The sequence below is a fragment of the Paenibacillus xinjiangensis genome (assembly GCF_059686975.1).
Map to the genome: position 1 here is coordinate 104371 of NZ_JCAALS010000015.1, position 25390 is coordinate 129760.

A 25390-nucleotide genomic window follows, 5' to 3' on the forward strand; every position below is an offset into this window, starting at 1 on the left:
CATTTCTCAAATTGCAAGAAGTGGGCGTTTCATTGGGCAGGTTGTCAAAAAAAGCCTCCGAACGGATGTTCAGAGGCTTGTCTTCTATAAATTTAAGATTATTTGAATACTTTAACGCGTGTTTCAATCGGCTGGAATTCTTTGTCTCCAGGCTGAGCAACTGGTTTGCCGAATGGCATTTGGGCAATTAGATTCCATGAATCCGGCACATCGAACGTTTGTTTCACTTCCTCGTCAATGAGCGGGTTGTAATGCTGAAGGGAAGCGCCGAAGCCTTCTGTTTCAAGCAATGTCCACACGACGAATTGAAGCATACCCGATGAATGCTGTGACCATTTCGGGAAGTTGTCCGCATAGGACGGGAAGCTTTGCTGCAAGCCCGCTACAACCGCATTGTCCTCGAAGAACAGCACTGTACCGTATCCATTCTTGAAGGAACCCATCTTCTCCTCTGTAGGAGCGAATTTGTCTGCTGGAACGATTGCTTTTAGTGTTTGTGTCGTAAGATCCCATAATTTATCGTGATTCTCACCCAAAAGCACGACAACACGTGCGCTTTGGGAATTGAATGAAGAAGGCGTGTATTTAACCGCTTCACTGATTAGCTCAACAATTTTATCATCGGAGATTACAGAGTCTTTGCTAATACCATAGTAAGAACGTCTTGCTTTTACTGCATCCAGAAATGTAGACATTTTTGATTCAGCCTCCTAGTTGTATGTTGCTATACTTACGTAAGTAACATTATATTACATCAACAAAGATGTCAACCTCTCCCGCTTATTAATCCCTCATCCTCTAAGTTGTATAAGCACCCAAATTAAGGGAGAGGAGCTGCAGCTTACACCTTGGGAGCTGCCCACTTGCCGTTAAGCCATGTAATGAAGAAGGAAATGCCGCCTAGCACTAGCAGAACAGCGACTTTATATAAGCTTTCTTGTCCACTCAGATCCATGAAGATAGCCTTAATCGCGACTAGAACTAGGATAACAGAGCCGAACCAGCGGAACAGCGATTGACTCCGATAGCCTCCCCAGATGATCAGAAGCAGCGCATACACTCCCCAACTAACCGTCAGGGTTAGCTTCATGTACAAATCCGGAAGATGCTCGTAATATTCCCAGAATACGTTCTCGATTTGACGAGTTAATAATCCACCCACGATACAATGGGACAATAGAGCATACACATTAGACAAAGCATGATTACTAGATGGCTTCCAAGCTTCGAATTTGAACCACACCGAGTAGTAGAAGCCGAGGCCAGCCAGCAGCATCCAAGCTAGAGCCCCCCAGTTCAGGAATGGAAGATACATGCCGAACCATTCGCCCCGCGGTACATGCCACGTCACTATATACCAATATAATCCTGTAATTACCCATATACCGATGGAGAAAACTTTGAGCAGTGTCCACTGCTTGAATTGACCGAGACCCGCGAGCAGTGCCGCAACACTTCCCCATAGCCATACATGTACAATCGGCTGCAGATCAGAGCCGCTCCCTACCTGATTCACAGCAAGCAGAATAAGCAGAGCCCCTACAGACCAATATACGACAGCAGCTGAATTAATCCGACCAACCTGATAATGAACGACTCCGCCGGTAATTGCGAACATAGCACCAATGAACGCTAATGGGAATCCGTAGTGAATCTCCCCATGAAGCAGAAGAAGCGCCCAGAAGCTGAATAACACGCCGTTCGCTAGACAGAGGTACATATTCAGCCCGTCGAAGCTTAGCTTGTTTTTCCAAGAGGATAATAGAAACGCAAGGTGATAGAACAGGAAGGCGGCTAGCGCATAGCGGAAAGGCTTGCTCCATATCCCATCCATGGCAGGGTTGAAGAGAAAGAAATAGACGATATACATGATCCAGCTTCCGACAAATGAAACAATTCTCAGCTCGCTCCAGCCCTTCTGGATACTCATATAAAGGAAGGCTGTATTAATGATGAGCATATACAGGAACAAGGTGAACACCTGATCCGTATCCGGACGCATGAGCAGCGGTGACAGCAGGCCTCCAGACAGGGCAATATTGATCAACAGTCTTGAATGGAACTGATAGGCATACAAGACAAGCGCTGCGGTAATTGCCGTCATACCGAGCAGCACAGTCATGGAATCCCAGAGCTTATAATAGATACCCGAGAAAGCAATCGTAGCATACAGAAGAGATGAGCCAAGCCCGATTACAATCTGACCAGCTGCTGTCCATCCTTCCCTCCCAGCAAGCTTAACTCCAGCGATACTAAGGCCAATACCACATAGCAGCCCTACGCCAATTTTCATCCAATCCGTCAGCCAGCCTTGGTCGATCGTATATTTGAACAAAGTAACGAATGCCGATAGAACGAACAACACGCCTAGCAGTGAAGTCCAATGCTTCTTCAATGACACATTCATTGGTCCATCCTCCTTAAGTGAAATACCTTATTCAAGCTCATTAGTCCTAGCAGGATCAAGCATAAGCCAACAGCCACAAGCTCAAGCTGCAGCAAATACCACGGCCATGGAGCAAGAACATCCAATAAAGATGCCGTCGAAGGCTTCCCCGCAAGAAACATATAATTCGTATCCAGCAGAAAATTCGCTGCAGCAGCGGGTATAGCGAGTACATGAAGCCATATTAACGCGTTTCCTGCAGACTTGATGGTGGGACGATAGCGATCTACAGCAGCCATGAATACACAAGCTGCGATTATTGCGCTATGCGCAGCGAAAAACTGAAAGTATCGAAAGCTAGGGAAGCTGTAGTCCAGATTCGGTGTCAGCATCGCTTGCACGGCTCCTAATATACCAAGGAAAAAGACGATGTCACCTAGCTTAGTATGTCGAGTCATTAACTGTACTGCGGATAACAGGACCATCATGCTGCATAGCTGGAAGGGCAAGGCATATTTATCCCAGCTGCCTGTACTCCCATACCAGACCTGCAGAGAAAGCTCGCAAGCAATCAGCAGCCATGCCAATCCCCATCTAAACAATCGATTAGCCTTTGGCTGCCTCAGCCTCTGGCGGAATCCGATAATCAGTCCAATCCAGACCATCATGAAGGCGAGTCCCGCAGCATGTGCGATAGACCACATCTCGAATGCCATCCATATCCCCCATTTAGCGAAATTCATAAGCAATGAGCAGCTGTTCACTGCCTCCCTTATAGCTCTATTTTAGAAAAATGGACAAAAAAAAATAGTACCAACTTTACTTGGTACCATCTCTATCCAGCTTATCTGATTGATCCTGCTTCGTGAACAGCCCCATTGCCTTGACCTCGCGGGCAGCTTCCTTGGAGCTGTTATATTGCAGCTTCTTCAATATATTGCTCACATGATTCTTCACTGTTCGAATCGATACAACAAGCTTATCCGCAATTTGTGATTGGGAGTAGCCATCATCAATTAACTCAAGCAGTGCAAGCTCCGATGGCGTTATATTATCGCTCATCTTCTTCGCCTCGAATTCCCGCTCAAGCCGCTTCAGCCGTCGGAATTCCTCACGCATCTGCTCAGCGGCAGCTGGACTGATCGGGGACTTTCGAATCGCTGCTGCCCTTATGGCATCGGGAAGAGCCTCGAAGTCTGATTTGATCTGATAGTCGATAGCTCCCGCCTGGAAAGAACGCAGAATAAGATCGCGCTCCTCCATCGAGGTCAGCATAATAACTCTGGCTCCAGTTGCCATTGCAGTCGCCTCTGCCAGTCTAATTCCCTCTGGCTGGCCATGCAGCATAATGTCCATTAGCACCACATCGGCGGCGGCATGCCCACTAACAAGCTTGTTCTCAAGCTCTTCTGGCTGATCGGTTGTGAAGACAACCTCTATGCCGCTCTGAGCTCCCAAATACGCAGAGAGCCCACGCAGCCAATCTTTATCATCCTCAACAATCCACAATTGAATATTAGGCAGGTTATTCATGAAGCTCCATCCCCTCTGTCCTTGAAGGCGCTGCAGCACCAGGAGCTTTGCCCCTATCTAACGCGCGGACAGCGCGCTTCTTGAAAATCATCAAAGCAGCTGTCCCCTGTGCTGGCTTACTTTCTAACTGCAGAAGGCTGCCATGCTTCCTCATAACGTTATAAGCATAGGGAAGACCGAGTCCAAAGTTGATGCTGCTGCCGCTCTTCGTCGTATAGAACGGCTCCAATGCTTTCGCTGCTTGCGTCTTGCTCATACCAGCACCTGTATCACGAATCTCGACAATGAGCTCCCGCTTCGTTTCTCTCATGGCAACCGATAGCTCTCCTTCTCCGTTCATCGCTTCCAGTGCGTTGCTAATGATATTGGCAGCCGCCTCGCCTACCTGGGCTCTGTCAAGCCTGCAGCTCCAGCCATCCGCAACATTTAATTTAAGCTTCACCCCACCCAGCAGCGGCTCGAATGGCTTCACCGTGTCCTTTATCAGCTCGCCAATATCAACGATATTGTAGTGAAGCTCCAGATCCTCCGTGCGTCGATGGACACGGCTGATCATCTCCACAATATGCCGAGAGGTATGGAGCATCGTCTCTGCATCAGCTAGAAGCTCCGGTTGATTCGTCGCTTCCGCATAGCTTTTAATTTTCTCGCCGAACAGCTTCATTTTGCCTACATCATTCTTGATCGCATGATTTAAGATCGCTGTTCCAGAAGTAACGGCTCTTAATGTAGAATCGAGCCTTCTGCGGTCAATCAGAATTCTCACGCCCAAGAAGCCATACGTAAACAATCCGATGATGAACACTGTGACGCCTAGTCCCACAATCCAGGTATTATATACCCACATTCGCAAATACCCGAAGCTAGGCAATATATAGTTCATGATCATAACAAATAAGACAGTCGGCAGCAAAGCCAGACACATAATCCAGTGCCTTCGGGCAAGCAAGGTATAGCCTGGATTTCGCAGCAGCACATTGACTGCTCCGACCACAATATACGGAACCGCCCACCAGACAACGATGTTGAAGCTGATGGGACGCACTTCGTTATAGCCAGGTGTGAATAGCAGACAGAGTGCTATGGGTACGATTAGCAGCAGTGGCATCAAGTGATCCTGCTTGCGCAGGGAGCGTACAGGTCGATATGCTAACGCAAATAACAAGAAAGCATACGGCAAGCCGTAATAGGACAATAACGAGCTGCTGGCTTGGAGCATATAGAGCAGCTTCTCGGCTGCTTCATTCGGATAGGTCAGATTCAGATACGGGATGATCTGACCGTCCAGCACTGCGGCAAGCGCACCTGCTCCGCCAGTAAAAGTAATTGCGCTTAACCGGCGGTTGACCACTGAGCGCGGATCTGACAGCAGCATGATCAGTGCGATAGTCCACAATGCGATTAGTACGAACACCATATACCTTTGCCCCTTTACCTCTTGTAATAGCTCATCTACTTACCATATATGGATTTTCCTTGCTTCGTCAACCTTGTTAACAAGAAGAAACGGCTTCGCCACCCTCTGCAAGAGGAGGGTATCCGTTTCTCGTAGAAATAGAAGACCTATATATCGCGTAAAACATATAAAGTCTTATATTTTGAAATAGGGATCATCCTTATGCAGGACGATCCCTATTGACAGCTGCAATTGTACGCGACAGTTACTCCTTATCCGCATCCGTTATGGTGATCGTAATCGGAGAATATTCACCAATGACTGTCTGACCATGGACAGACACACTGCCCTCAGGGGTCAAATCCTTCTCTGTCATAATACCAAGAGCTACAGTGAACTGGTTGAATTTGACCGGCACTCCGCATTCACGACGCACTTCTGTGCCATTAAGGAAGAAGACAGCCTCATTCTTGGAGCGATTATAGGTTATTTTGTACGTATTGAATTCACGAGCCTGGAAGTTCGTATCTTCTTTGAAGATACAGAAGAATCTCGTTTTGTCTGACTCAGGGACAGGTACCCCAGGGAATGGAAGAACCGCATATACACTTGCATATTTATCATTCCCTGCGAAGAAATCAAGTGCTCCACCTGTAGTGAAATCCAGCAGATTCAGCGATACATAGCCATCATATAAATCTCCTGGCACTGTGTTCACAGAACGGGCACGGATCTGCAGCTCGAAGCTGATCTCCCCAGTCTGTGGCACTTCTACAGGCTGAGCCGAGTAATACATATGCTTGGCATTGTCCAGTATCTGAACCTGGTGATGCTCTCGGCTAAGCGGAGCACGTACATAAAGAATGCCGTTACGAACAATAACGACTGCACCCGGCTCTCTATACTGCCAGAAGGAACCATCAGGAAGTGGAAAACCGCCAATCTTCCATACTTCTCCTTCATTCAGAATCGTATCAAAGCTGCCAAGCGTCCATTGTTTGTCCATTGTCCTAAGCCCTCGTATTTCTATGTTGTAATCAACTATTCTAGAATAAACCTTGAATCCATAAAGCGATAATCAATACGAGACCGAATCGAGTCGTTCCTTGTACCGAGGCCGCCATAAGAGGCAAATAAGCCGCAGATTCATTATGCGCCTTCAATCGCCCGTATACCACAACAATCGGTATGACCAGAGGCAAGGCAAACAGCGCATAGATAGGAAGCACGCCGATCACGATACATAGCAGCAGTGATACACAAGCAAGGGTGAGCAGGAACCTTGAGAATACAAGTGCTTTGCGCTCCCCCCATACAACGACCAATGTTTTCTTGCCTGCTTGCTTGTCTGCTTGCCAGTGGAGAAAATGATGGTTAAATAGAATGAGCGTCGTTAATAATCCAATCGGCAACGACAACAGCACAGCGCGATAATCCACCTGTGATACTTGGACATAATAAGCGCCAGCTACTGGCAGAACGCCGAAGGCCAGCAGAATGGCTATTTCACTGTAGCCTTTGCCTCGGTATCCGAACCGGATGGGCGGAGCGACATAGAAATACGCAATAAGCGCACCAAGTAAGCTGAATACGAGAACAGGCCAGCCGCTAATGATGGAGAGCACGATACCGCTGGCAGCAGCAATAGCGAATAAGAGCCAAGTTATAACAGCGAATGTTCGAATATTCCAAGTACCATTCGTTAAGAAGCCGGAATTCGTTCCGATAGCTCCCTCCATTGCTTTTGCCGCGTCATCCGTACCACTATAGTAATCCCATAAATCGTTAATCATATTGGAGAAAAGATGGGCTGCTCCCGCACCTATTAATGTCAGGACGAAAAGCCAAGGATGGAACGTATCGTTCCACACATAAGCGCCGAGCGCACCAAGTGCTACCGGAATAAGGATGACCGGAAGAACGCCAATTCTCGAGGCTTTCATAAATTGCTGTGTTTTGTTCATGCTGTAATCTCCTCTGCTGTCTCTATTAGTAGGCAGCGGCTTCTATAATATCATTTTACTCCTAATTGAAACACTTCGAGCAACCTATCGTCAACTGAAAGAATAGGTATAAAGCATCAAAATATGACAAAACACCCTCTATGAAAAGTGAAAAGGAGGGTGTTCGTCACTTTGGTCCATTATATTTTTACTTTATGGTTGATTAAATAGTTAATGCCATAGACAAGGAGTGCAGCAATAGCAACCTCGAAGAGCAAAGTCCCCACTGTCGTTAATGAATAGTTGGTCACCTCACCGGATATTTCACCTGAATAACCGAACAGACCAGATACATGCCCTTCAATGACTAAATCAAGTGGACCGAAAAGAACACCTTCCAGCCATGACAACGCGGTTGTAATTGCCAGAAAAGCGACAATGCCTAGCCACGTGCCTGCCTTTCCAGTTAGCATCTTAGCCAAAGTAATACAGAAAAAGATTGTTATCACACTGTAGAGAAGAATCCATAATAGCCACGACAAGGCTGTGATCACTTCCCAAGCATGCTCCTTCAAAAATGAGAATATCTCCGTTTCAATATTCATTACATTAAGGAAAATAACCAGATGCAGGACCATGACAGCGCCATTCAAAATCGTCCCTATGACTCCAATCACAATAGGAGATACAATAGCATGCCACGACGGGAGCGGGAGCAATCTTCGGCTTAAGGATTGAATATTACCCGCATAGGTTCTGAATAATGTTATCCACAGCATTACAAATGCGCCCACGTAAGCCATAATACTGCTCACATAAATAGCTGCTAAAGGCCAATCCTTCCATCTCCCGATTACGGTCAGAAGGATCTCAACGAGAAGTAGGACTGCAGCCGTTGCAATTAAAGCGTTAGCGTTCCGTTTCCAATCATATTTTAATATTTTCATCATTCTGCGAACACCTCTTTGAACAATTCATCCACGCTTTTACCTCGCTTGATCCGAATATTCTCAACTTCTTCCTGAAGGACAAACTCGCCGTTCTTAACCATAATGACTTCGTCAAATATACGCTCGATATCCCTTACCAGATGCGTGGATACGATGATGCTGCTATCCTCATTATAATATTGCACGATAGCATCCAATATTTTCTCGCGCGCTACCGGGTCCACTCCGCCAATCGGCTCATCCAGCAGATATAGCCTAGCGTCACGAGACAGTGCAAGAGTGAGCTGCAGACGCTCGTTCATCCCTTTGGACAGTGTGCTTGTGCGGTCATTCTCATTCAGACTCATGAACCCTAACATATCCTTGGCTTTTTCCACATTAAAGTCTGAGTAGAAATCGCTATAGAACTCCACAGCATCCCGTACACGCATCCATGACTCCGTCATCGGCTGATCAGGCATGAACGAGGTTACTGCCTTCGACTGGACACCAGTAGGCTGACCGCACACACTTACGGTACCTGAGGTTGGCTGAATTAAGCCGGCTGCAATCTTCATCAGCGTGCTCTTGCCGCTGCCGTTACTGCCAAGCAGACCAATGATTCTGCCTGGCTCGATTGTTAATGATACGCTGCTAAGCGCTTTTTTCGAGCCGTATGACTTTGATATGCCATTCATTTGCATAATATAATCCGTCATTATGACCCCTCGCTCTCTCCACCATTAGACTCATTGCTCACGGCATCCGACAAGATCGTAATGATATCCTGATTCTCGAAGCCGAGCTCCTTCATTCCTTTTACAAAGCTGTCCAGCAGCTCCCCAGCCATCTCTTTTTTGATCTGCATAATGGTCGACTCCTCACTCGTGACAAATCTGCCGAGGCCTCGCCTCGTTTCTACAATACCTTCCCGTTCAAGCTCCTGGAATGTTCTTTGGATCGTGTTAGGGTTAATCTGCAGCTCGACAGCCAGTTCCCGCACAGACTCAATCTTGTCGCCCGGCTTCAGCTTGCCGTTAATAATCTGCTTCTTTATATAGTTCATAATCTGGATGTAAATCGGCATGTTGTTATCGAATTCTATGCTCACAATGGGTACGGCTCCTTTCTAAATAAATCTTGTGTTCCTATTAGGCGACATCGCGTTTTTTGAAGGTAACGAAGCTTGCCGTTAGAAACACAGCTATATAAACAACCAGAACGATAATTGAGAACCCCATGTTCATCCCTTCAACAGGCGGTCCGCTGCTGTTATAGACAGAGAGGTCTGCATTAGGGAATAAAATAAACTTGCTGAATGAGTAGGAGGAGAGCAGCATCGTTAAGATTCCGCCACCCATTATAGTGAGCATGCCGATACCGACTGTAGCGCCACTTGATTTGGTTAGAACCCCTGCCATAAATGTAAGTGTGCTGTACACGATCGTATACACTGCCACATACAGAATGTTCGTCCATATGCTTCCCCATGATGCTTCTCCCAGACTGCCCATACCGTATAAGATTACCTCTGCAACTAGTGATGCAAGAAGGGTAACTGCTAGCAAGGAGAAGGAGAACAGCAGCATCACAACATATTTCGATGCTAATATTTTGGAGCGACTCTGCGCCCGGATGAGAAGGAATTTAATCGTACCGAATCGATGCTCCTGCGATACAATTCCTGCGGTAAAGATAATAACGATGAACGGCAGCAGTTGACCAACAGCATTCATCGACATCAGGCCTGCTGTGAAATTCTCTGAAGCAGCACCATCAGGCGACAGCTTATACATTACATAAGCGAACAAAGCTACGAACCCCACCATGATGGCATAAGCGATAAAAAACGATTTTTTCTTGTACATCTTGATCCATTCATTGATTAATAACGCACCGAACTTATGCAATGCGGTTCCCTCCTGTCCATTTCATGAATTCATCCTCAAGTGATACTCTCGTCTCTTCAATCCGATAGATTTTAACGTCAGCCTTAGTCAGCTCTGCAACAGCCATCGGTATGAGCTCATTGTCCAGCTCCATCGTAAGTGTATTTGATCCCGTCTCTTTCAACTTCGCAGATACGTTCTCAGCGCTCTCAAGAACGTTTAACGCACGGGTTAGCTGATCCACTTGCACCGTAACGGTAACTCTTTGCTGCTCAACAGCAGAAGCTCCACCGAGAGAACGTGCGGTTACGAGCTTCCCCTCTTGGATGACGATAACTCGGCTGCACATTTGTTCGATCTCGCTAAGCAGATGACTGGATACCAGAATCGCAATTCCTCTCTCCCTTGCTATCCGCTTCAGATAATCCCTCATTTCCCGAATACCAGCGGGATCAAGGCCGTTGGTTGGCTCATCGAGTATGAGTACAGAAGGATCATGCAGCAGAGCCTGCGCAATGCCGAGACGCTGTCTCATGCCAAGCGAATAAGCTTTCACCTTCTTACCAAGCGCATCTTGAAGCCCGACAAGCTCTGCTACACTGTTAATCTGAGACTCCGAGACACCATCAGACATTCGCTGATATTGCTTCAGATTATCGTAGCCTGTCATATAAGGATAGAATTCTGGATTCTCGATAATGCCCCCTATATGCCGAATTGCCTTCTCGAAGTTATGGCGTATGCTGTGTCCGGCTATCTGCACATCACCTTCTGTCATATTAATTAACCCGACAAGCATTCGGATAGTCGTCGTTTTCCCTGCTCCATTAGGACCCAGCAGGCCAACAATCTCACCTTTGGCAACATCGAACGATAAGCTGTCGACGATTGTCTTTGTATGGATTCTCTTCGTTACGCCATCCAGCTTAAGCACGATAGATGGGTTCGTAATAATCGCTGTCTTCATGAGTATATCTCCTCCGCACCAGTGTTATAGTTAAATAGTACACTAATTCATTAAGACTGTAAAGGGTAATATTGTATATTTTTCAAAATGGATCACCACCTATCCACGACAAAAAAGCCGCCTCAGTCTGTCCTTGTCAGGACCTCTGAGACGGCTGTATGAAGCAAATAGTGCACATTTATACTTCCAGCCACTTCGTTGCAGCCAGATTCTTATACCAATAATAACTGCTCTTCGGTGTGCGCTCCAGCGTCTGGAAATCGACATGAACGAGGCCGAAAGGCTTCGTGTAGCCGAATGCCCATTCAAAGTTATCCATAAGCGACCACACCATGTAATCCTTCAAGTTAACGCCGGACTGCAGCGCACGATGCAAGGCAACCATATGCTTGTGCAAGAATGCAATACGGGCTTCGTCATGTACTTTGCCTTCTTTTTTATCCGCTTCGTAGCATGCTCCGTTCTCGGTAATATAGATCGGAACGGCTGCCTGTGTAGTAATTGATACCAAGGAAATCGATTGGCTGGTGAATCATTTCCATATCACCCGCCTCAATCTTAACGGAATAGCCCTTGCCTGCATACCACTCTACAACCTCTTGTGGATATTCACCCTTAAGGACGGGAGACAGGAACCATTCGTTGAAGGAAGCATTGCGGAGCATCGCTGTTCTCACATCTTCTTCACTCGTACTGTAGGGCTCTCTCCACTCTGTATTCGGAGCGTATCCAATTTCCCCGGCAATATTTAGCTCTCTGAATCGCTTAACAGTCTTGCCGTGAGCAACCAGAATATGATGCGCAACATCAAGTGCTGCCTGCATATCCTGTTTGCCAGGAGCATGAGCTCCAATATAATTAGATAGAATTGAAATGCACCAAGGCTCATTCAAGGTCAGCCATTTCTTCACCTTGCCATTTAATCTAAGAAATACGGTCTCAGAATATCTCACGAAAACTTCAATCGTAGCCCGATTCTCCCAGCCGCCTTGATCTTGAAGCGTTTGTGGCAGATCCCAGTGGTACAGAGTAACGAACGGTTCGATACCGCTCGCCAGGAGCTTGTCGATAAGCTCTTCATAATAAGCAAGGCCTGCTTCATTCAGCTCACCTGTTCCTTGTGGGAACAGACGAGGCCAAGCAATGGAGATGGCGGAAGAGACCTATTCAGCTGAATTTAGATTTTGAAGACAGCTACATTTTGCTTAAGGTTATTAGATGATTGCTTCAGCTTCTCTGCCAGTTCTTGCAGCTGATCTGATACCTCATTCTGCTCCAAGGACATTCCGCTCATATGCTCCATCTTGCCATTTACATCAGACGAAGTTTGTAGTAATTTATCTACAGCAGTGACGATATGCGTCATTCCCGACGTAATCTCGCTAATAGCTGTAGAGATTTCTGATACTTGCTCAGACAAAGCGCTGCTCTGCTTCTCTAAGCCTTTGAACATGTCGCTTGCGGTAATTGAAGCCTGCTTCGTTGTTTGGATAACTTGACCGAATGCACCAAGACGCTGGCTGCTTGACACAACATCGCCTTGTATAAGCTGCAGCTCCTTCGTAATATTTTTAGAGATAGAATCCGTTTGGCCAGACAGCTTGCGAATTTCTTCTGCTACTACTGCGAAGCCTCTGCCATGAACACCAGCCCGCGCTGATTCAATTGACGCATTGAGCGACAGCAGATTGGTCTGTGTGTTCAAATCCTGAATGCCCTCCAGAAACTTGGATACGTTGCTGTAGCGTTCTGTGATCCGGTTGAATGCTTCTGTGACCCGTTCGAACTGCTCTACAGTCTGATTGACCATCTGAACGACGCCTTCCATATCCTGCGAGCCTACCCGAGATGAATCTCTCATTTGCTGCATATCACTATTAATATAGTCACTGGAAGCCGCGATCTGCTGCGAGCTTGCTGAGATTTCTTCTGTAACCGCAGATATGGATGATGCATCATCATATTGAGACAATAGGACCACTTTACCTTGATCAATCTGACCCTTCACATTCTCCGATGCCGTCCGGTTGCGGCCAATCATATCCCCCATATTATAAGAGATGTTCAGCACAACCTGGCTTACCTCCAGTGTTGACTTGACTGTGCTGCGAAGCTGCTCACCCATATCGGCCAATGCGACATCGATATCTCCGAATTCATCAGAACGCACCAGCTTCTTATCATACGTAAAGTCACTGTTCTTATAGGCAGTAATACGGCCCGTAATGCCCACAATACCCTTCTTGATACTGCGACTTAACGAATAAGACATCAGGAACGGTATAATCGCAAGAATAATGATATTGATAATAATGATAATATTAGTCGTCTGAACGCTTCTGCTTAGCCTGTCATCCGTTGCAGCGATGTCGATCGTCATTCTTTCTTCCACTGCTGTATTGCCATAGCTAAGTGTAATATTATAGACATTCGTCAAGCTTCTAACGAGCTCTGATTTTTTCTCCGAATCAATGCTCGAATAATCGGAATTATAGCTTATCAGATCATAATAGGCCAGCTCGAATACTTTCACTTGATTCGCGTAGAGTACTTGGTCTATGCTCGGTGGATATTCCTTATCCAGCTGCTCGAAGGTAACCAGCAGCTTCTCAAGCTTAGCCGGAAGAGCTTGCAAATCCTCTCCTATTGCTTCAGAGCCTGCACCCTGATTCTCTATTGAATTAATCATAACCAGCATCGTTCTCAGCATCGTATCGGACACTTCGCGGTAGTCTCTTTCTGCTGCATCAAGTCGATCTGAAGCTTTTAACGCATTAGAAACAGATAAATTCTGGGAATAGATCAGTATGCCAGAACCGATATTAAACAAGGTTATGACGGTCGTGATCAACAACAGCTTCGTTGCTACTTTTTGCTTACCCACCAGTGCTCCTACCAGCTTCATCCACTTTCTTACCTTATTCATCATTTCTCTCCTTTTTCTCCACCCCTGATAAATAAAAAAGCTATGCAGCCACAGAAGGGGCGCATAGCTAAATAAGCTTATATGTCCTGCATCCGGTGGTCTGGCAGCCTTAGTCTGCAACCTTAGGCCCATAACTTTGCGTCATTACTTTTCAGTAATTTTGCCTTTTATCAGATTATGTATGTTTTTGTCTATGTCTGTCTAATATTGTAGGTTATTTCTTACATTTTGTAAAACAAAAAAATAGAGCAAGAGGACTATAATAGTCATCTTGCTCTATTCCTTATCCTAGGGATGAATCAGCTGTTTCAATTGCTGCTCATCCTTATACTCTAATAACACTTCAGATACTGGAATGTCTTCATAATCCGGCTTAACAAAAGCCTGATCCTTCAAATAATAGCCTTGTTCCTTCGCGATGGTATAAAAGGCACAGAACTGACCGGCTTTGCGAATCGCTTCTGCTTCATCAGAATAGCCAGCCAGCTTGTTACCCAAACCGAGCGGATTCGTCGCGCTCTGAATACTTAATTGAAATGCCTGCCCATCCTCGTCGGTTTGCTTGACGATTATCTCACTGTCAAAGCAAGAAATTCGATGTTTAATGGTCATTTCATCCACCGCCTTCTTCGCGTTTATGAGTATACTAATGTTTCAGATCAATGATGATCTGCCTTCGTTATGATGAGCACCCTGCCCTTGTCGAGCTCCCGCTCATAATGCTCAGCCTCCCGATCCGTCAGTCCGACAGATTCAAGCTTCGAGCGAAGCTCGTCCCCTCGGCTCCTGAACATGTTAGCCATTGCATTGAACACGCCTTCTTCGGTAACACCGATTTTACTCGCATTCGTGAATTCGGACAGTGAATTCGTACGGTCCTCTTCATGGGCTAGAACAAAGATATCATCCTCTCCATAGCCTCTTACGTTAAGCTCACGAACCGCATTCAAAGCTCCTATGCCACTTTCTACTACTTGTACAGATGGTCTCATTGTGTCATTCCTCCATTTCGGATTATCGTTCTCGAATTGTGGTAGTTAGCTGATCGCCTTGACCAGTGTACGAATGATTAACCCGATTGGAGCTCTTTGAAACATTCACACAGGACGGTATAATAGATCAGTATTAGAACATATTAGATCAGGGGGTAGGATATGGACTTTCGATTAGATTTGATTGAGAACAAGGTAGAGTTTTTTGAAGCCTACGATTTGCGTACACTGGAGCTCAGAATCGACCAGCAGATTGAGAACAATAAAGGTCTGCTTCTGGATGTTCATTCGGTGAACCATCATGCTGTCTTTAATCCGAACACAGGCAAAATGCAGTATAGCGCCGTTGTTCATTTCAAGGCCAAACGTCTGCCATAGTCATTCATTACTATAGTTAAGAAGACCCGCGATTTCGTCATTCAAAGCTCAGGTGACGGCATCGCTGCGGGGCTTGAATTATCTGAATTATTTTACTTTAATAAAAGGGTTGCATAATCATAATAGTCTATGGCATAATACATCTTGTGCCTGAGACATTAACACAATGTACTTGAGACACTAACACGCCGGTGTAGCTCAGTTGGTAGAGCAACTGACTTGTAATCAGTAGGTCGGGGGTTCGAATCCTCTCGCCGGCACCATCTTTACGGGACGTAGCTCAGCTTGGTAGAGCACCTGGTTTGGGACCAGGGGGTCGCATGTTCAAATCGTGTCGTCCCGACCATAAAGAACACACTTACTAGAAGCTTGATAACTCAAGCTTCTTTTTTGCATTCCTAGCTATTCAACCTAAGCTATACAGGTGAACACTGTTCTTCTACAGCATCCACCTGCTTCCTTCTATATAAAGCTTCGTAAAGACGGCGCCCTGCGAATTCGAGTATGCTGCTCATAGGAATACGCCAGCTTAATAAGCAGCGGCTCCTCGTATGCCCTCGCCGAGAACGTTACGCCAAAGGGCACGCCTTCTGAAGTATATCCTGCAGGTACGACTATCGAAGGATATCCTGCGCGTGAGGTTATCCTCGCACCGAAGTCTGCCGGGAATAGCAGCGCATCAAGCTGGTACCTCTCCATTACCTTATCAATACCTTCTTCCGCGCACAACCGTAGATCTGCTGCTCGATCCCTTATGTAATTCGTCTCGGTTAAGTTTCCTGAGCTTGTATATTCCGCTTGTAATAACGTCGTTTGACCATATCTTAATGCCTCTACTGGATGAGCATGATTAAATGCAATAATCTCTTTCAAGGATCGTGCGCCTGCACCAGGCCCAAGCTTAGCCAAATAAGCATTCAATGCAGATTTGAATTCGTTCAATACGACAGAGGAATAGACGATCTGTCTGGCTGTGCTGATATCAGCTGGATCGACGATTACAGCACCAAGCTCTCTCATCCGCTCAACGGCTTGATTGAAGATAGCAAGCTGCTCCTCGGTTACCTCCTCGAAATAATAGTCTCGAGGAATTCCAATTCTCGCCCCTCTCAAGCCCTCCATATCCAGATAGGAGCTATAATCCTCTTGTTTGCGCCAGCGACTCGCTCCCATTGCCGCATCATTCTCATCATAACCTGTCATCGCATTAAGCAGAAGAACGGCATCCCTCACCGATCTTGCCATCGGCCCTGCAGTATCTTGACTGTTCGACAAAGGCAAGATGCCGCTGCGGCTCACTAGTCCGACAGTCGGCTTAATGCCAACAGTCGAGCTTAAATTACCAGGGTTTAATATTGAGCCGGACGTCTCTGTGCCAATTGCCGCTGCGCAGAAGCTGCAGGCGACTGATACTCCCGAGCCCGCGCTTGAGCCTCCTGTTGGAGCAGAGATATTGTAGGGATTCAGCACCTGTCCGCCTCTGGAGCTGTACCCTGATGGCATGCCGCTGGTCATAAAGTTTGCGAATTCCGTCATATTGGCTTTGCCAAGAATAATTGCCCCAGCACCCCGCAGCTTCTTAACGATAAAAGCATCCTCAGATGCATAAGAATCTGCGAGCGCTAGTGATCCGGCGCTAGTGTGCATCTTGTCCCCTGTATTGATATTATCCTTCAGCAGGATCGGTATGCCGTGAAGCGGCCCCCTTGGTCCGCGCGCTGCGCGCTCGCTATCGAGTGCAGCTGCAATAAACAGAGCATCAGGATTGATCTCTAGTACGGAGTTGATCGTGAGACCATTCTTATCATGTGCGGCTATTCGTTCGAGATAGGCCAGCACGAGCTGCTTCGACGTTATTTCTCCCGCTGTTAATGCCTCTTGGATGTCTGGAATCGCTGCTTCCACTAGTTCAAAGCTCATAACATCCCTCTTCCCGACAAAACGACTATTTCCTTCTATAGTATATAATATTTCTTATTCATGCACACGAGAAAGAAATAGATTAGTTAGGATAGACAGACTCTCTAATAATCGCCTGTGCTGTCAGTAATCCAGACATCGCGACCATTGGAGTTCCTCCTCCAGGGTGAGTCGTTCCACCTGCGAACCACAGCCCTCTCAGGTCACCTCGATTGGAAGGCCTTAAGAAAGTCTGTCTTGCGGAATTCGAGGAAATACCATATATCGCCCCTCGATAAGCTGAAGTGTCCCGCTCAAGCTGCTCAGGTGTATAGATGGCCATCTCTTCTGCCTCTTGCTCCAACCCTCCTATACCGCAGCTGGCGAGCTTGTCCATTAAGGAGGATCGGTATGCCTCTGCTTCTCCGTCCCACTTCCACTTGTCTGAGGTATAGGGAGCATTAGCTAATATGAATAAGTTGCTGCCTCCTTCTGGAGCCATCCCTTGCTCGGAGTGTCCCGAGTGGCAAATATAGATGGCCGGATCAGAAGCCGCTACCCTGCGTCTGAATATATCCCCAAACTCACTGCCATAGCTCTCTGGGAAAAACACAGTGTGATGATCCAGCTCCTCGTATTTGCGCTTAATGCCGACAAGTGTAACGAAGCCCGAAAGCGAGGGCTCGTAGCTGTTCATTCTCTTGTTAGGCATCGAAGGTCTAGCCTCTTCACTGATCAAGTCCCTACAGACAGACAACACATCTCCATTAGCAAGCACAACATCCGCAGGCATAAAGCCTTCATCTGTCACCACACCGGACACATGCCCATCATGCGACATAATTCGTTCTACACGGATCGAGGTTCGCACCGTTGCACCAAGCTCCTCTGCAAGTCGCAATAATGCCTCAACAATACTGTAGGTCCCTCCGCGAACGCCATAAATACCAAGCACGGCTTCGATATGGGGCAGCATCGCGAATATGGCTGGTGAGCGGCTCGGTTCAGAGCCTACATACGTTGCGTAACGGCCGAACAATGCATGCGTGTAAGGATGGCGAAAATAGTTGTTCAATAAGCCATCCAGCTTCGTTAACGGCCTTATCCGCGCAAAGGCCGCAGCTAGCCCCGGCTGCAGCTTATCCTTCCATGAGAGCAGCATCTTGTTCATGAAATGCCGCTCGGCAAGTCGGTATAGAGTTTCTGATTCCTTCATAAAAGCTCGATATTGCTTCGCATCCTCCGGACTATAAGCTGCAATCTGCTCTTCCATCCGGGCAGAATCAGAGGAGAGATTCACAATCGTTCCGTCACCGAATCGATTGCGCGTGCCTGTCTCCAGCCGGTACATGGTCAAGTAATCCTCCATTCGGCGGCCGACGGAAGCGAACACACTCTGGAATGCATGCGGCATCGTAATTGTACTTGGGCCACGGTCAAAGTGATAGTCTCCAAGCTTAATCCGCTGCAGCTTGCCGCCGACTGCAGCCTGCTGCTCCAGCACAGTAACCTTGAATCCAGCATGAGAGAGCCGAATAGCGGCTGACAAGCCGCCTATTCCGCCGCCAATGACAATGACCTTCTTCATGAATAACGCCTGCCTTTCCATATATAGCCGCGCCCAGCTCCCGCATCACGCCAAGATCCTATAGCAATGCCTATCAGAGCGATTATAGCGGCAGGAAGCAGCAATGCCAGCCAGAGCGGCTGACCATTACGACGATCAATGGCTAGCTTAATGAAGACGCCTAACAGCCATCCGATAGCAGCTGGCAGCAGCCATACATGAGCAGCTGTCAGCCAATATGCATCTCCTGACCAATAAGCAAGCATCCCAATAAACACTGCCACTGGAGGCAGCAAATAAAATAACGAATAGAAAAGAACTAAACAGAAGAGCAGCACCACATTCCTGCCAATGCCCGCGAATATATTCTTCTTATAGCCATTCCATACCCCTGCTGTATCTTTATACATCCGCATCCTCACAGAGCTCGTAACATCCGCCAAGGTAGCCGGGTAGCCACCCTTCTTCACCGCGCGTGCAAGCTGCATATCGTCAACCAAATGTGATTTGAAGGCAGCATGACCACCAATAGCTTCATAGGTCTTTGCTTGAATAAGCATAAACGCTCCATGTGCTGCAACGAACCTCGGATCAGACGATGAACGAACTAGACGAATAGGCAGATGGCAAGCAATCATAAACGTCATCAGCGGTACGATCAACCGCTCCAGCCAAGTGCCTGTCTCCTGATACGGGAATCCGGTAACAAGCCCATCGCCCTGAGCTAACGCTGTAGACATTGCTTCTGTAAGAGCTCCAGGCTCCAGGCGTGCATCTGCATCAAGAAACAGCCACCATTCACCGCGCGCAGCCTGTGATAGCTGATGACAGGCATAGGATTTGCCCATCCATCCTGGGGAAACCGGCTTCCCTGCCAGTAGGGTGAAGCGCTCATCCCCATTAGCAGCTGCAATAGCCGATGCTCCTGTGCCATCTGTTGATTGATCATCCAAGACGAGAACTTCAATGAGGGAGGATCGCTCTTGGAGAACGGATTGGACACAGGCTTCGATGTTATCCACTTCATTCCGCGCAGGAATAAGAATAGACAGCCTGGGCTTCACGCCAGAAGCATGCAGCCACCTGCTGCCTGTATCTGTCTCCCCTCCGAGAAGCGGCAATTGGCTTAGATTCCATAGTACGAACAGAAGCTGTAGCAGCAGGCCGCCAGCTATCGCCCAAAGAATGATTTCCAACTTGCTGCCCTCCTTACGAACCGATCAAAAGTCTCATTAATGGATCTACGACCCGCTAATGCTCGAACAAATCCTTCAGCATGTCCATCTCCCGTCTTCAGTGTAATGGAACGATGCTCGTCCAGCTGTCTTTCCAGCCGATTACGCAGCAGCTCCACAGCCGCTTTACGCCCCAGCCCTGCCCAATCCAGCTCCAGCGGCTCTCCCAACCAAAGACTGGCGACAGGCTTCTGGTGTACCGTCATCGAATAATAAGCAGTTACTGGCTGAACAATCGTCTCGGGACAGCGCTCCAGTAAATAGCCTATGCCACTAGCGAATTGAAGCGGCCGAAGCTCCTGATGATAGATATCGCCCTGCGGAAACAACCATACAGCCTCTCTCTGCTCCAGCAGAGATACAGCGTAACGAAGGGATTCAGTAATTCCCTTGATACTCGTTTTGTCGACCGAGAAAGCTCCGATTTTGCGAAAGAACCGATATTGCCTCATCTGCTTCTCATCCATCATCATATAATGTTCTCTTTTCTTATCCTGTTGAATCAAATGATAGACAACTAACCCATCCCACCAAGAGCTGTGATTCATGATATAGAGAACAGGCTTGCCTTCATTCTCTACCTGATTCACATCACCCCGGCGGAATAGGGTATGGAATTGTCGGCGCAATAAATAACGCTCGTTATATCGGACGAATATCACTTCAAATCGCTTGTTTTTTTGCGCTGGTATCATAGCGGATGACCGTCCCTTCTGCTGCGGCTGCTGCAACAACGGCTACAAGCATAGGAACGAACATTCCTTCCTTTAAGCCAAGTATGCCGAACATAAGCAGCATGAGCTGCGATAGCCGCACTGCCTCTTTGCGAGCCTTATGGGGAATGGAGCGTGACGGGAACAGCAGAGAAAGCCCTGCCGAGATGATGAACCAAGCGATGAAGTTAGTGATCGGAACACCGAAATAAAAGCCTTCTCCTTCCCACGTCCAGAACCCTCTTGCGAAGGCGACCGGATCAAGCACAAGATCGAAGGCAACCGTCCACATTCCTGCCTGAACAGCTCTAACCCACCTCGACTGTCCTTGCGCAAGCATAATCGCACTAAGCAATACGCCAATCCAAGCACATGCGATCGTTAAGGGAACGCCTCCTAGCTGAATACCTAGAATCGAAGAATAATGATAAGAGCCGAACGGCCAGCCGGTCATGACGCTGAGCCATTCTATTCCGAAGGTTACGACAGCGACAATTGCAATTCTAGGCCATCTAACACTTGGCTTTTCACCCATTCTTCCTTCTATATCGATCGCATAGAGAGCAAAGAATACGAGAAACAAGCCGTTCGAGAAAGCAAGAGGAGCTGGCACACCAACCGTAAGCATGAGAAGCAGGCCAACAACATACCAGAATAGAAAGACGATACGCAACATTACGAAACCGCTCCGCTTTCTTCTAGAGTCACAACCGGGTATTTGGCCTTGACGTTCTGGTATATACTCATCTTCGCAACGATACTAACGACTGCCCGACGTTTGAATACCTGATAACGGTTCTCCTCGACCTTATCTAGAATCGCTCTATAGAATCCAGCAGCCAGCTCAACCGAGAACGCGCTTGAGACAGGATAGCTGCCAAGATCATGCAGCCCCCGCTCGAACCAGCTGCTGGCAAGGCTGCCGAGCTCCTGCACCATCGAGCGGAAGGAGTCATCGATTACGCTCTTCTCGAATGAGCGGATGCTATAACCATGGCGGTTCATCAATTCAAGCGGCAAATATCGCCGTCCCCGCTCACGGTCTTCGCCGACATCACGCACAATGTTGACGATCTGCATCGCTTTTCCCAAATAAATGCCGGCTTCTACCACCTGATGATTAGGAGCATCATGAAGCACGGGCAGCAGCATTTCTCCTACAGTTCCAGCTACTAGATAACAATAGTCCTCGAACTGCTCCATCGTCTCATATTGGGTCAAGTGCAGATCACGACGCTGCCCCTCCATCTGATTGAAGAACGGGTTCTTGCTAATCGGAAAATGATGAAACAGCCATCTGAGAGCTGGCCATATGAAATGACCCTCGGCCTTATCGAGCTGTGTGAATAGCTGCTCGAGCTCATCAATCGTATAAGGCGAGCTCTCAGGCTCATCAACCGAATTGTCAATTAAGCGACAGAAGGCATAGATGACATACACCGCTTCTTTTCTAGGACTAGGCAAGTAGCTGAATGCTTTATAGAAGCTTGATGAACCTTGACGAATCATCTTTTCACACTGGGCAAGGCTGTTTACTATGTCCATAGGCTCCTCCTATAGGGCTGTAATATGTGTTTATGTGTTGCTCGCAACGTTATATGGAGTGTACTGCGACCGAATCGTTAACCGGCACTCCGCAGCTTGTCTGCTCAAGTATTCGTGAAGCCAGCAGCTTCGCCCCTTGCATGACGATCGGGATTCCGCCTCCAGGATGAACTGAAGCCCCAACAGCGTATAGTTGTTCAATTGGATAAGGAACGATTTGTGGGCGAAAAACAGCAGATTGCGTTAACAGCGGAGCAATGCCGAAGCTGCCCCCCTGATAGAGTCCCTCCGCATCCGAATCCGCCGGCGTTCTTACATCCATCCAGCGGATAGCCTTGCGCAGACCCGGGAATCCACGTCGCTCCGCCCCGGTTAGCACATGCTCAACCAACGAGGATGTTTCATACCTCCAATCCACCTTGCCAACATGAGGAACTGGAATAAGCATATACATTACACTCTCCCCTGCTGGCGCTGCATCCTGATCGATCGCTGAAGGATAGAAGACATAGAACGATGGGTCATCAGGAAGCTTACCCTCATTGAAAATCTGCTGAAGGCCTGTCGTCAGAGACGACGGTAGAAAAAACTGATGAACCCCAGCTTCCGGCCATTGCCGGTTCAAGCCCAAATATACGAGAACGCAGCCAGATGACGGCTTATAGGATTTGGCTGGCGGTCGTACCGCTTGCGGAAGAAGAGCATTCATCGAAGGGAATTCCCCGTTGTACACAACAGCATCGTGAAGCTGTTTCCCTTGCGCAGTAACAACTCCCACACAGCTTCCATTCTCAATCAACAGGCTCTCTACTGCCATATTCTTCTTCATCACTACCCCACGCTTCACAAGCTCTTCCTCCAGCAACCCCACCAGCCCTGCATAGCCCCCCTTTAAATACCAGACCCCATAAGCATGTTCGGCATAAGGAAGCAGTGAATAGAGACCTGGAGATTGGAATGGGGCACCGCCAATATATAAGGTTTGAAGGGAAAAAGCGTCCTGCAGCTTCTCACTTGTGAAATACTGTCCTGCCAATGCGCGCACACTCTTGTAAGCTTTCAATTTCGTTAATAACGTTAGATTCCGCACCGTATAAAATTCGCTTTTACGAAGAAAAGGCCGATCCAGGAAGGCTTTCTTCCCTTGGATGAATGAAGCCTCCATGTCCCGCATGAATTTGCGGAACCCTTCTGCTTCTCCGGGAAATTTGGCGTTCAGCTCTTCCAGCTGCCTCTCCATGCTGCGATGCTTCACTAGATGCGTTCCATCCGCATAATGAATCTTGTAGAGCGGGTCACATTCCAATAGAGGAATTCGTGATCGTTCAATACCGCCCTCCTGTAGAATAGACAGTATCATCTCTGGCAGGAGGACAATGGTCGGACCCTGATCTATGCGGTAACCCCCACCCTCCTGATAAGCAAGTCTGCCTCCAAGTGAATCGTTTCTTTCGTACACCGTAACTTGAACACCCTGATGGCTAAGGAGCAGGGCTGTCGTCAATCCACCCACGCCACCGCCAACAATTCCTATTCCCATACAGCAGGCACCTCTTCCGATATGTCATGTTCGACCGAACTATTTTCTCTTGCTACTACACCCTGTGATTTTCTATCCTGTTCGACAAGCAGCCGCACACTGATGCGCGCGGATTCGAATATCGTCGGAAGACCGCTGCCTGGATGTGTTCCACCGCCTACCAGCCAGCAATTGCCAACCTCCTCGAATTTATTATGAGGACGCAGCATCATCATCTGATCGAAGGAATGGGCGAGGTTAAAGGTGGCTCCATTGTATACACCATGTTCATCCCGCCAGTCTGCCGGCGTAATAGATGCTTCAGTCTCAATAGCGCTCGAGATTCCGCGCAGCTCAGGCTCCTGTTCCATTCGGTGAAGCATTGCTTCACGAACACGCTCCCCCTGCTCCTCCCAATCGATATCGCCAGTCAAATTCGGCACGGGCATTAATGCATATAATGCTGTTTTACCTTCAGGGGCAAGCGCAGGATCCACAGAGCCAGGATTATGTATATAGATGGAGGGATCCTTGGACAACACCTTTTTAGCCATAATTTCTGATATATTAGCGCGATAATCTTGAGAGAACAGTACATTATGATGCGGCATAGCAATCGGTTTGTTGACGCCTAGATAGAGCATATAGGTGGAGCAGGAGTATTTCTTGCTGGCCAGCTTCGCTGGCGCATACTTCTTCAGCTCACCGGGCTCGAACAACTCTGTCATTGCCGTAGCGAAATCGGCATTCAAGACGATATGATCAGCCTCGATCTTCTCTCCATTATCTAGCAGCAGCCCAATTGCCGCGCCATTCTTCGTCAGTACTTGCTTCACGCCAGTGGAGGCAGTAATCGTCCCGCCATATTCACACACCACCTGTGCCATCGCTTCACATACCTGATTGACGCCGCCTACAGGATGAAACAGACCGAATTTATGCTCCATGTAAGACAGAATGGTGAAGGTTCCAGGGCACTCCCACGGTGACATCCCCAAATATTTAGCCTGGAATGTAAAAGCGTACTTCAGCCGCTCATCATCGAAATAACGCGACAGACGGTTATATACTGTGTCGGTCGCATGCAATCTCGATAACGCCGCGAAAACATCACGAGCGATATAATCGGATGGCTTAGTGAACGGCCGCTGCAGCAGCGGAGATACGCGATTGAACTTGATTTCTTCCTCCTGCATGAACCTCAGATAGCCTTTCCCATTGCCAGGGAATAGACGTTCAATCTCTTCTACCGTCTTCTCCGTATTGCGGGAAGGGGCGAAGGATTCATCTCCGAACTTGAGTCTATACAGAGGATCAAGCTCTATGAGATCTACGTAATCACTCAGCTTGCGGTTAACCGCGGTGAACAGCTCCTCTAGCAAACCTGGCATCATGAAAAAGGTTGGACCACGGTCAAATTTATATTCTCCCAGCTGCACTCTAGAGGTTCTGCCTCCTAGATAGGACTGTTTCTCGAATACGGACACTTTATAGCCTTGCCCTGCCAATAGCATCGCTGCCGCTAATCCACCCGGGCCGGCTCCTACAATTGCTGCATGCTTCCGCTTCATCT

At 47.7% G+C, this 25390-nt stretch carries 26 protein-coding genes, 2 tRNA genes and 1 riboswitch; of the genes, 3 read left to right on the forward strand and 25 right to left on the reverse strand.

Annotated elements, in window-relative coordinates:
• Positions 1-98 precede the first annotated feature (98 nt).
• The 17 genes from AC6ESP_RS16310 to AC6ESP_RS16390 form a co-directional block, all read right to left on the reverse strand.
• Positions 99-695 carry a nitroreductase family protein gene (locus AC6ESP_RS16310; RefSeq protein ID WP_497097782.1) on the reverse strand — a complete coding sequence of 199 codons (597 nt, stop codon included), beginning with the start codon at positions 693-695 and terminating at the stop codon, positions 99-101.
• A gap of 146 nt (positions 696-841) precedes the next feature.
• Positions 842-2407, reverse strand: a complete 1566-nt coding sequence (locus AC6ESP_RS16315; RefSeq protein ID WP_497097783.1) for a DUF2339 domain-containing protein — start codon at positions 2405-2407, stop codon at positions 842-844.
• Positions 2404-3129, reverse strand: coding sequence for a YwaF family protein (locus AC6ESP_RS16320; RefSeq protein ID WP_497097784.1), 726 nt, complete (start codon positions 3127-3129; stop codon positions 2404-2406). Before AC6ESP_RS16320 ends, AC6ESP_RS16315 begins: the two co-directional genes overlap by 4 nt.
• Before the next feature lie 76 nt (positions 3130-3205).
• Entirely contained in the window at positions 3206-3919 is a 714-nt protein-coding gene (locus AC6ESP_RS16325; RefSeq protein WP_497097785.1) for a response regulator transcription factor, read from the reverse strand.
• Entirely contained in the window at positions 3912-5336 is a 1425-nt protein-coding gene (locus AC6ESP_RS16330) for a sensor histidine kinase (RefSeq protein WP_497097786.1), read from the reverse strand. The genes AC6ESP_RS16325 and AC6ESP_RS16330 overlap by 8 nt, the downstream gene beginning before the upstream one ends.
• Positions 5337-5580: 244 nt before the next feature.
• The gene (locus AC6ESP_RS16335) at positions 5581-6321 is read right to left on the reverse strand and encodes a DUF6081 family protein (protein WP_497097787.1); all 741 of its coding nucleotides are present in this window, start codon (positions 6319-6321) and stop codon (positions 5581-5583) included.
• A 40-nt stretch (positions 6322-6361) separates the two neighbouring features.
• Positions 6362-7279 (reverse strand): prenyltransferase, encoded by a 918-nt coding sequence (locus AC6ESP_RS16340; RefSeq protein WP_497097788.1) that lies wholly within the window; start codon positions 7277-7279, stop codon positions 6362-6364.
• Between the two features lie 179 nt (positions 7280-7458).
• Positions 7459-8208, reverse strand: coding sequence for a hypothetical protein (locus AC6ESP_RS16345; protein WP_497097789.1), 750 nt, complete (start codon positions 8206-8208; stop codon positions 7459-7461).
• Positions 8205-8906, reverse strand: coding sequence for an ABC transporter ATP-binding protein (locus tag AC6ESP_RS16350; RefSeq protein WP_497097790.1), 702 nt, complete (start codon positions 8904-8906; stop codon positions 8205-8207). Before AC6ESP_RS16350 ends, AC6ESP_RS16345 begins: the two co-directional genes overlap by 4 nt.
• On the reverse strand, positions 8906-9298 hold the full coding sequence (locus AC6ESP_RS16355) for a GntR family transcriptional regulator (protein ID WP_497097791.1): 393 nt from the start codon (positions 9296-9298) through the stop codon (positions 8906-8908). The genes AC6ESP_RS16350 and AC6ESP_RS16355 overlap by 1 nt, the downstream gene beginning before the upstream one ends.
• A gap of 40 nt (positions 9299-9338) precedes the next feature.
• A complete protein-coding gene (locus AC6ESP_RS16360; protein WP_497097792.1) occupies positions 9339-10097 on the reverse strand; it encodes a DUF2705 family protein in 759 nt (252 codons plus the stop codon).
• Entirely contained in the window at positions 10090-11043 is a 954-nt protein-coding gene (locus AC6ESP_RS16365) for an ABC transporter ATP-binding protein (RefSeq protein ID WP_497097793.1), read from the reverse strand. The genes AC6ESP_RS16360 and AC6ESP_RS16365 overlap by 8 nt, the downstream gene beginning before the upstream one ends.
• A 178-nt stretch (positions 11044-11221) precedes the next feature.
• Positions 11222-11554, reverse strand: a complete 333-nt coding sequence (locus tag AC6ESP_RS16370) for a family 1 glycosylhydrolase (RefSeq protein WP_497097794.1) — start codon at positions 11552-11554, stop codon at positions 11222-11224.
• Positions 11481-12194, reverse strand: coding sequence for a glycoside hydrolase family 1 protein (locus AC6ESP_RS16375; protein WP_497097846.1), 714 nt, complete (start codon positions 12192-12194; stop codon positions 11481-11483). The genes AC6ESP_RS16370 and AC6ESP_RS16375 overlap by 74 nt, the downstream gene beginning before the upstream one ends.
• A gap of 26 nt (positions 12195-12220) precedes the next feature.
• The gene (locus tag AC6ESP_RS16380) at positions 12221-13969 is read right to left on the reverse strand and encodes a methyl-accepting chemotaxis protein (protein ID WP_497097795.1); all 1749 of its coding nucleotides are present in this window, start codon (positions 13967-13969) and stop codon (positions 12221-12223) included.
• 91 nt (positions 13970-14060) lie between these two features.
• A riboswitch (cyclic di-GMP riboswitch) is annotated at positions 14061-14144 on the reverse strand.
• 113 nt (positions 14145-14257) lie between these two features.
• Complete coding sequence (locus AC6ESP_RS16385; protein ID WP_497097796.1) at positions 14258-14581, reverse strand: hypothetical protein; 324 nt, start codon at positions 14579-14581, stop codon at positions 14258-14260.
• 47 nt (positions 14582-14628) lie between these two features.
• Positions 14629-14961 (reverse strand): YflT domain-containing protein, encoded by a 333-nt coding sequence (locus tag AC6ESP_RS16390; protein WP_497097797.1) that lies wholly within the window; start codon positions 14959-14961, stop codon positions 14629-14631.
• A gap of 162 nt (positions 14962-15123) precedes the next feature.
• Here AC6ESP_RS16390 and AC6ESP_RS16395 point away from each other — a divergent pair, with 162 nt between their 5' ends.
• From AC6ESP_RS16395 to AC6ESP_RS16405, 3 genes are all read left to right on the forward strand, one after another.
• Positions 15124-15339, forward strand: coding sequence for a YrzA family protein (locus AC6ESP_RS16395; RefSeq protein ID WP_497097798.1), 216 nt, complete (start codon positions 15124-15126; stop codon positions 15337-15339).
• A 187-nt stretch (positions 15340-15526) separates the two neighbouring features.
• Positions 15527-15602 (forward strand) — tRNA-Thr (locus AC6ESP_RS16400).
• Positions 15603-15608: 6 nt separating this feature from the next.
• Positions 15609-15685, forward strand: a tRNA-Pro gene (locus AC6ESP_RS16405).
• A 116-nt stretch (positions 15686-15801) separates the two neighbouring features.
• On the opposite strand, the gene AC6ESP_RS16410 is transcribed toward AC6ESP_RS16405, so the two are convergent.
• The 8 genes from AC6ESP_RS16410 to AC6ESP_RS16445 form a co-directional block, all read right to left on the reverse strand.
• Positions 15802-17259 carry an amidase family protein gene (locus AC6ESP_RS16410; protein ID WP_497097799.1) on the reverse strand — a complete coding sequence of 486 codons (1458 nt, stop codon included), beginning with the start codon at positions 17257-17259 and terminating at the stop codon, positions 15802-15804.
• An 82-nt stretch (positions 17260-17341) separates the two neighbouring features.
• Complete coding sequence (locus AC6ESP_RS16415) at positions 17342-18826, reverse strand: phytoene desaturase family protein (protein WP_497097800.1); 1485 nt, start codon at positions 18824-18826, stop codon at positions 17342-17344.
• Positions 18823-20001, reverse strand: coding sequence for a glycosyltransferase family 2 protein (locus AC6ESP_RS16420; RefSeq protein WP_497097801.1), 1179 nt, complete (start codon positions 19999-20001; stop codon positions 18823-18825). The genes AC6ESP_RS16415 and AC6ESP_RS16420 overlap by 4 nt, the downstream gene beginning before the upstream one ends.
• Complete coding sequence (locus AC6ESP_RS16425; protein ID WP_497097802.1) at positions 19977-20735, reverse strand: lysophospholipid acyltransferase family protein; 759 nt, start codon at positions 20733-20735, stop codon at positions 19977-19979. The genes AC6ESP_RS16420 and AC6ESP_RS16425 overlap by 25 nt, the downstream gene beginning before the upstream one ends.
• Complete coding sequence (locus tag AC6ESP_RS16430; protein ID WP_497097803.1) at positions 20704-21429, reverse strand: carotenoid biosynthesis protein; 726 nt, start codon at positions 21427-21429, stop codon at positions 20704-20706. The genes AC6ESP_RS16425 and AC6ESP_RS16430 overlap by 32 nt, the downstream gene beginning before the upstream one ends.
• Positions 21429-22298, reverse strand: a complete 870-nt coding sequence (locus AC6ESP_RS16435) for a phytoene/squalene synthase family protein (protein WP_497097804.1) — start codon at positions 22296-22298, stop codon at positions 21429-21431. Before AC6ESP_RS16435 ends, AC6ESP_RS16430 begins: the two co-directional genes overlap by 1 nt.
• 49 nt (positions 22299-22347) lie before the next feature.
• The gene (locus AC6ESP_RS16440; protein WP_497097805.1) at positions 22348-23838 is read right to left on the reverse strand and encodes a phytoene desaturase family protein; all 1491 of its coding nucleotides are present in this window, start codon (positions 23836-23838) and stop codon (positions 22348-22350) included.
• A complete protein-coding gene (locus AC6ESP_RS16445) occupies positions 23829-25388 on the reverse strand; it encodes a phytoene desaturase family protein (protein WP_497097806.1) in 1560 nt (519 codons plus the stop codon). The genes AC6ESP_RS16440 and AC6ESP_RS16445 overlap by 10 nt, the downstream gene beginning before the upstream one ends.
• Positions 25389-25390 lie beyond the last annotated feature (2 nt).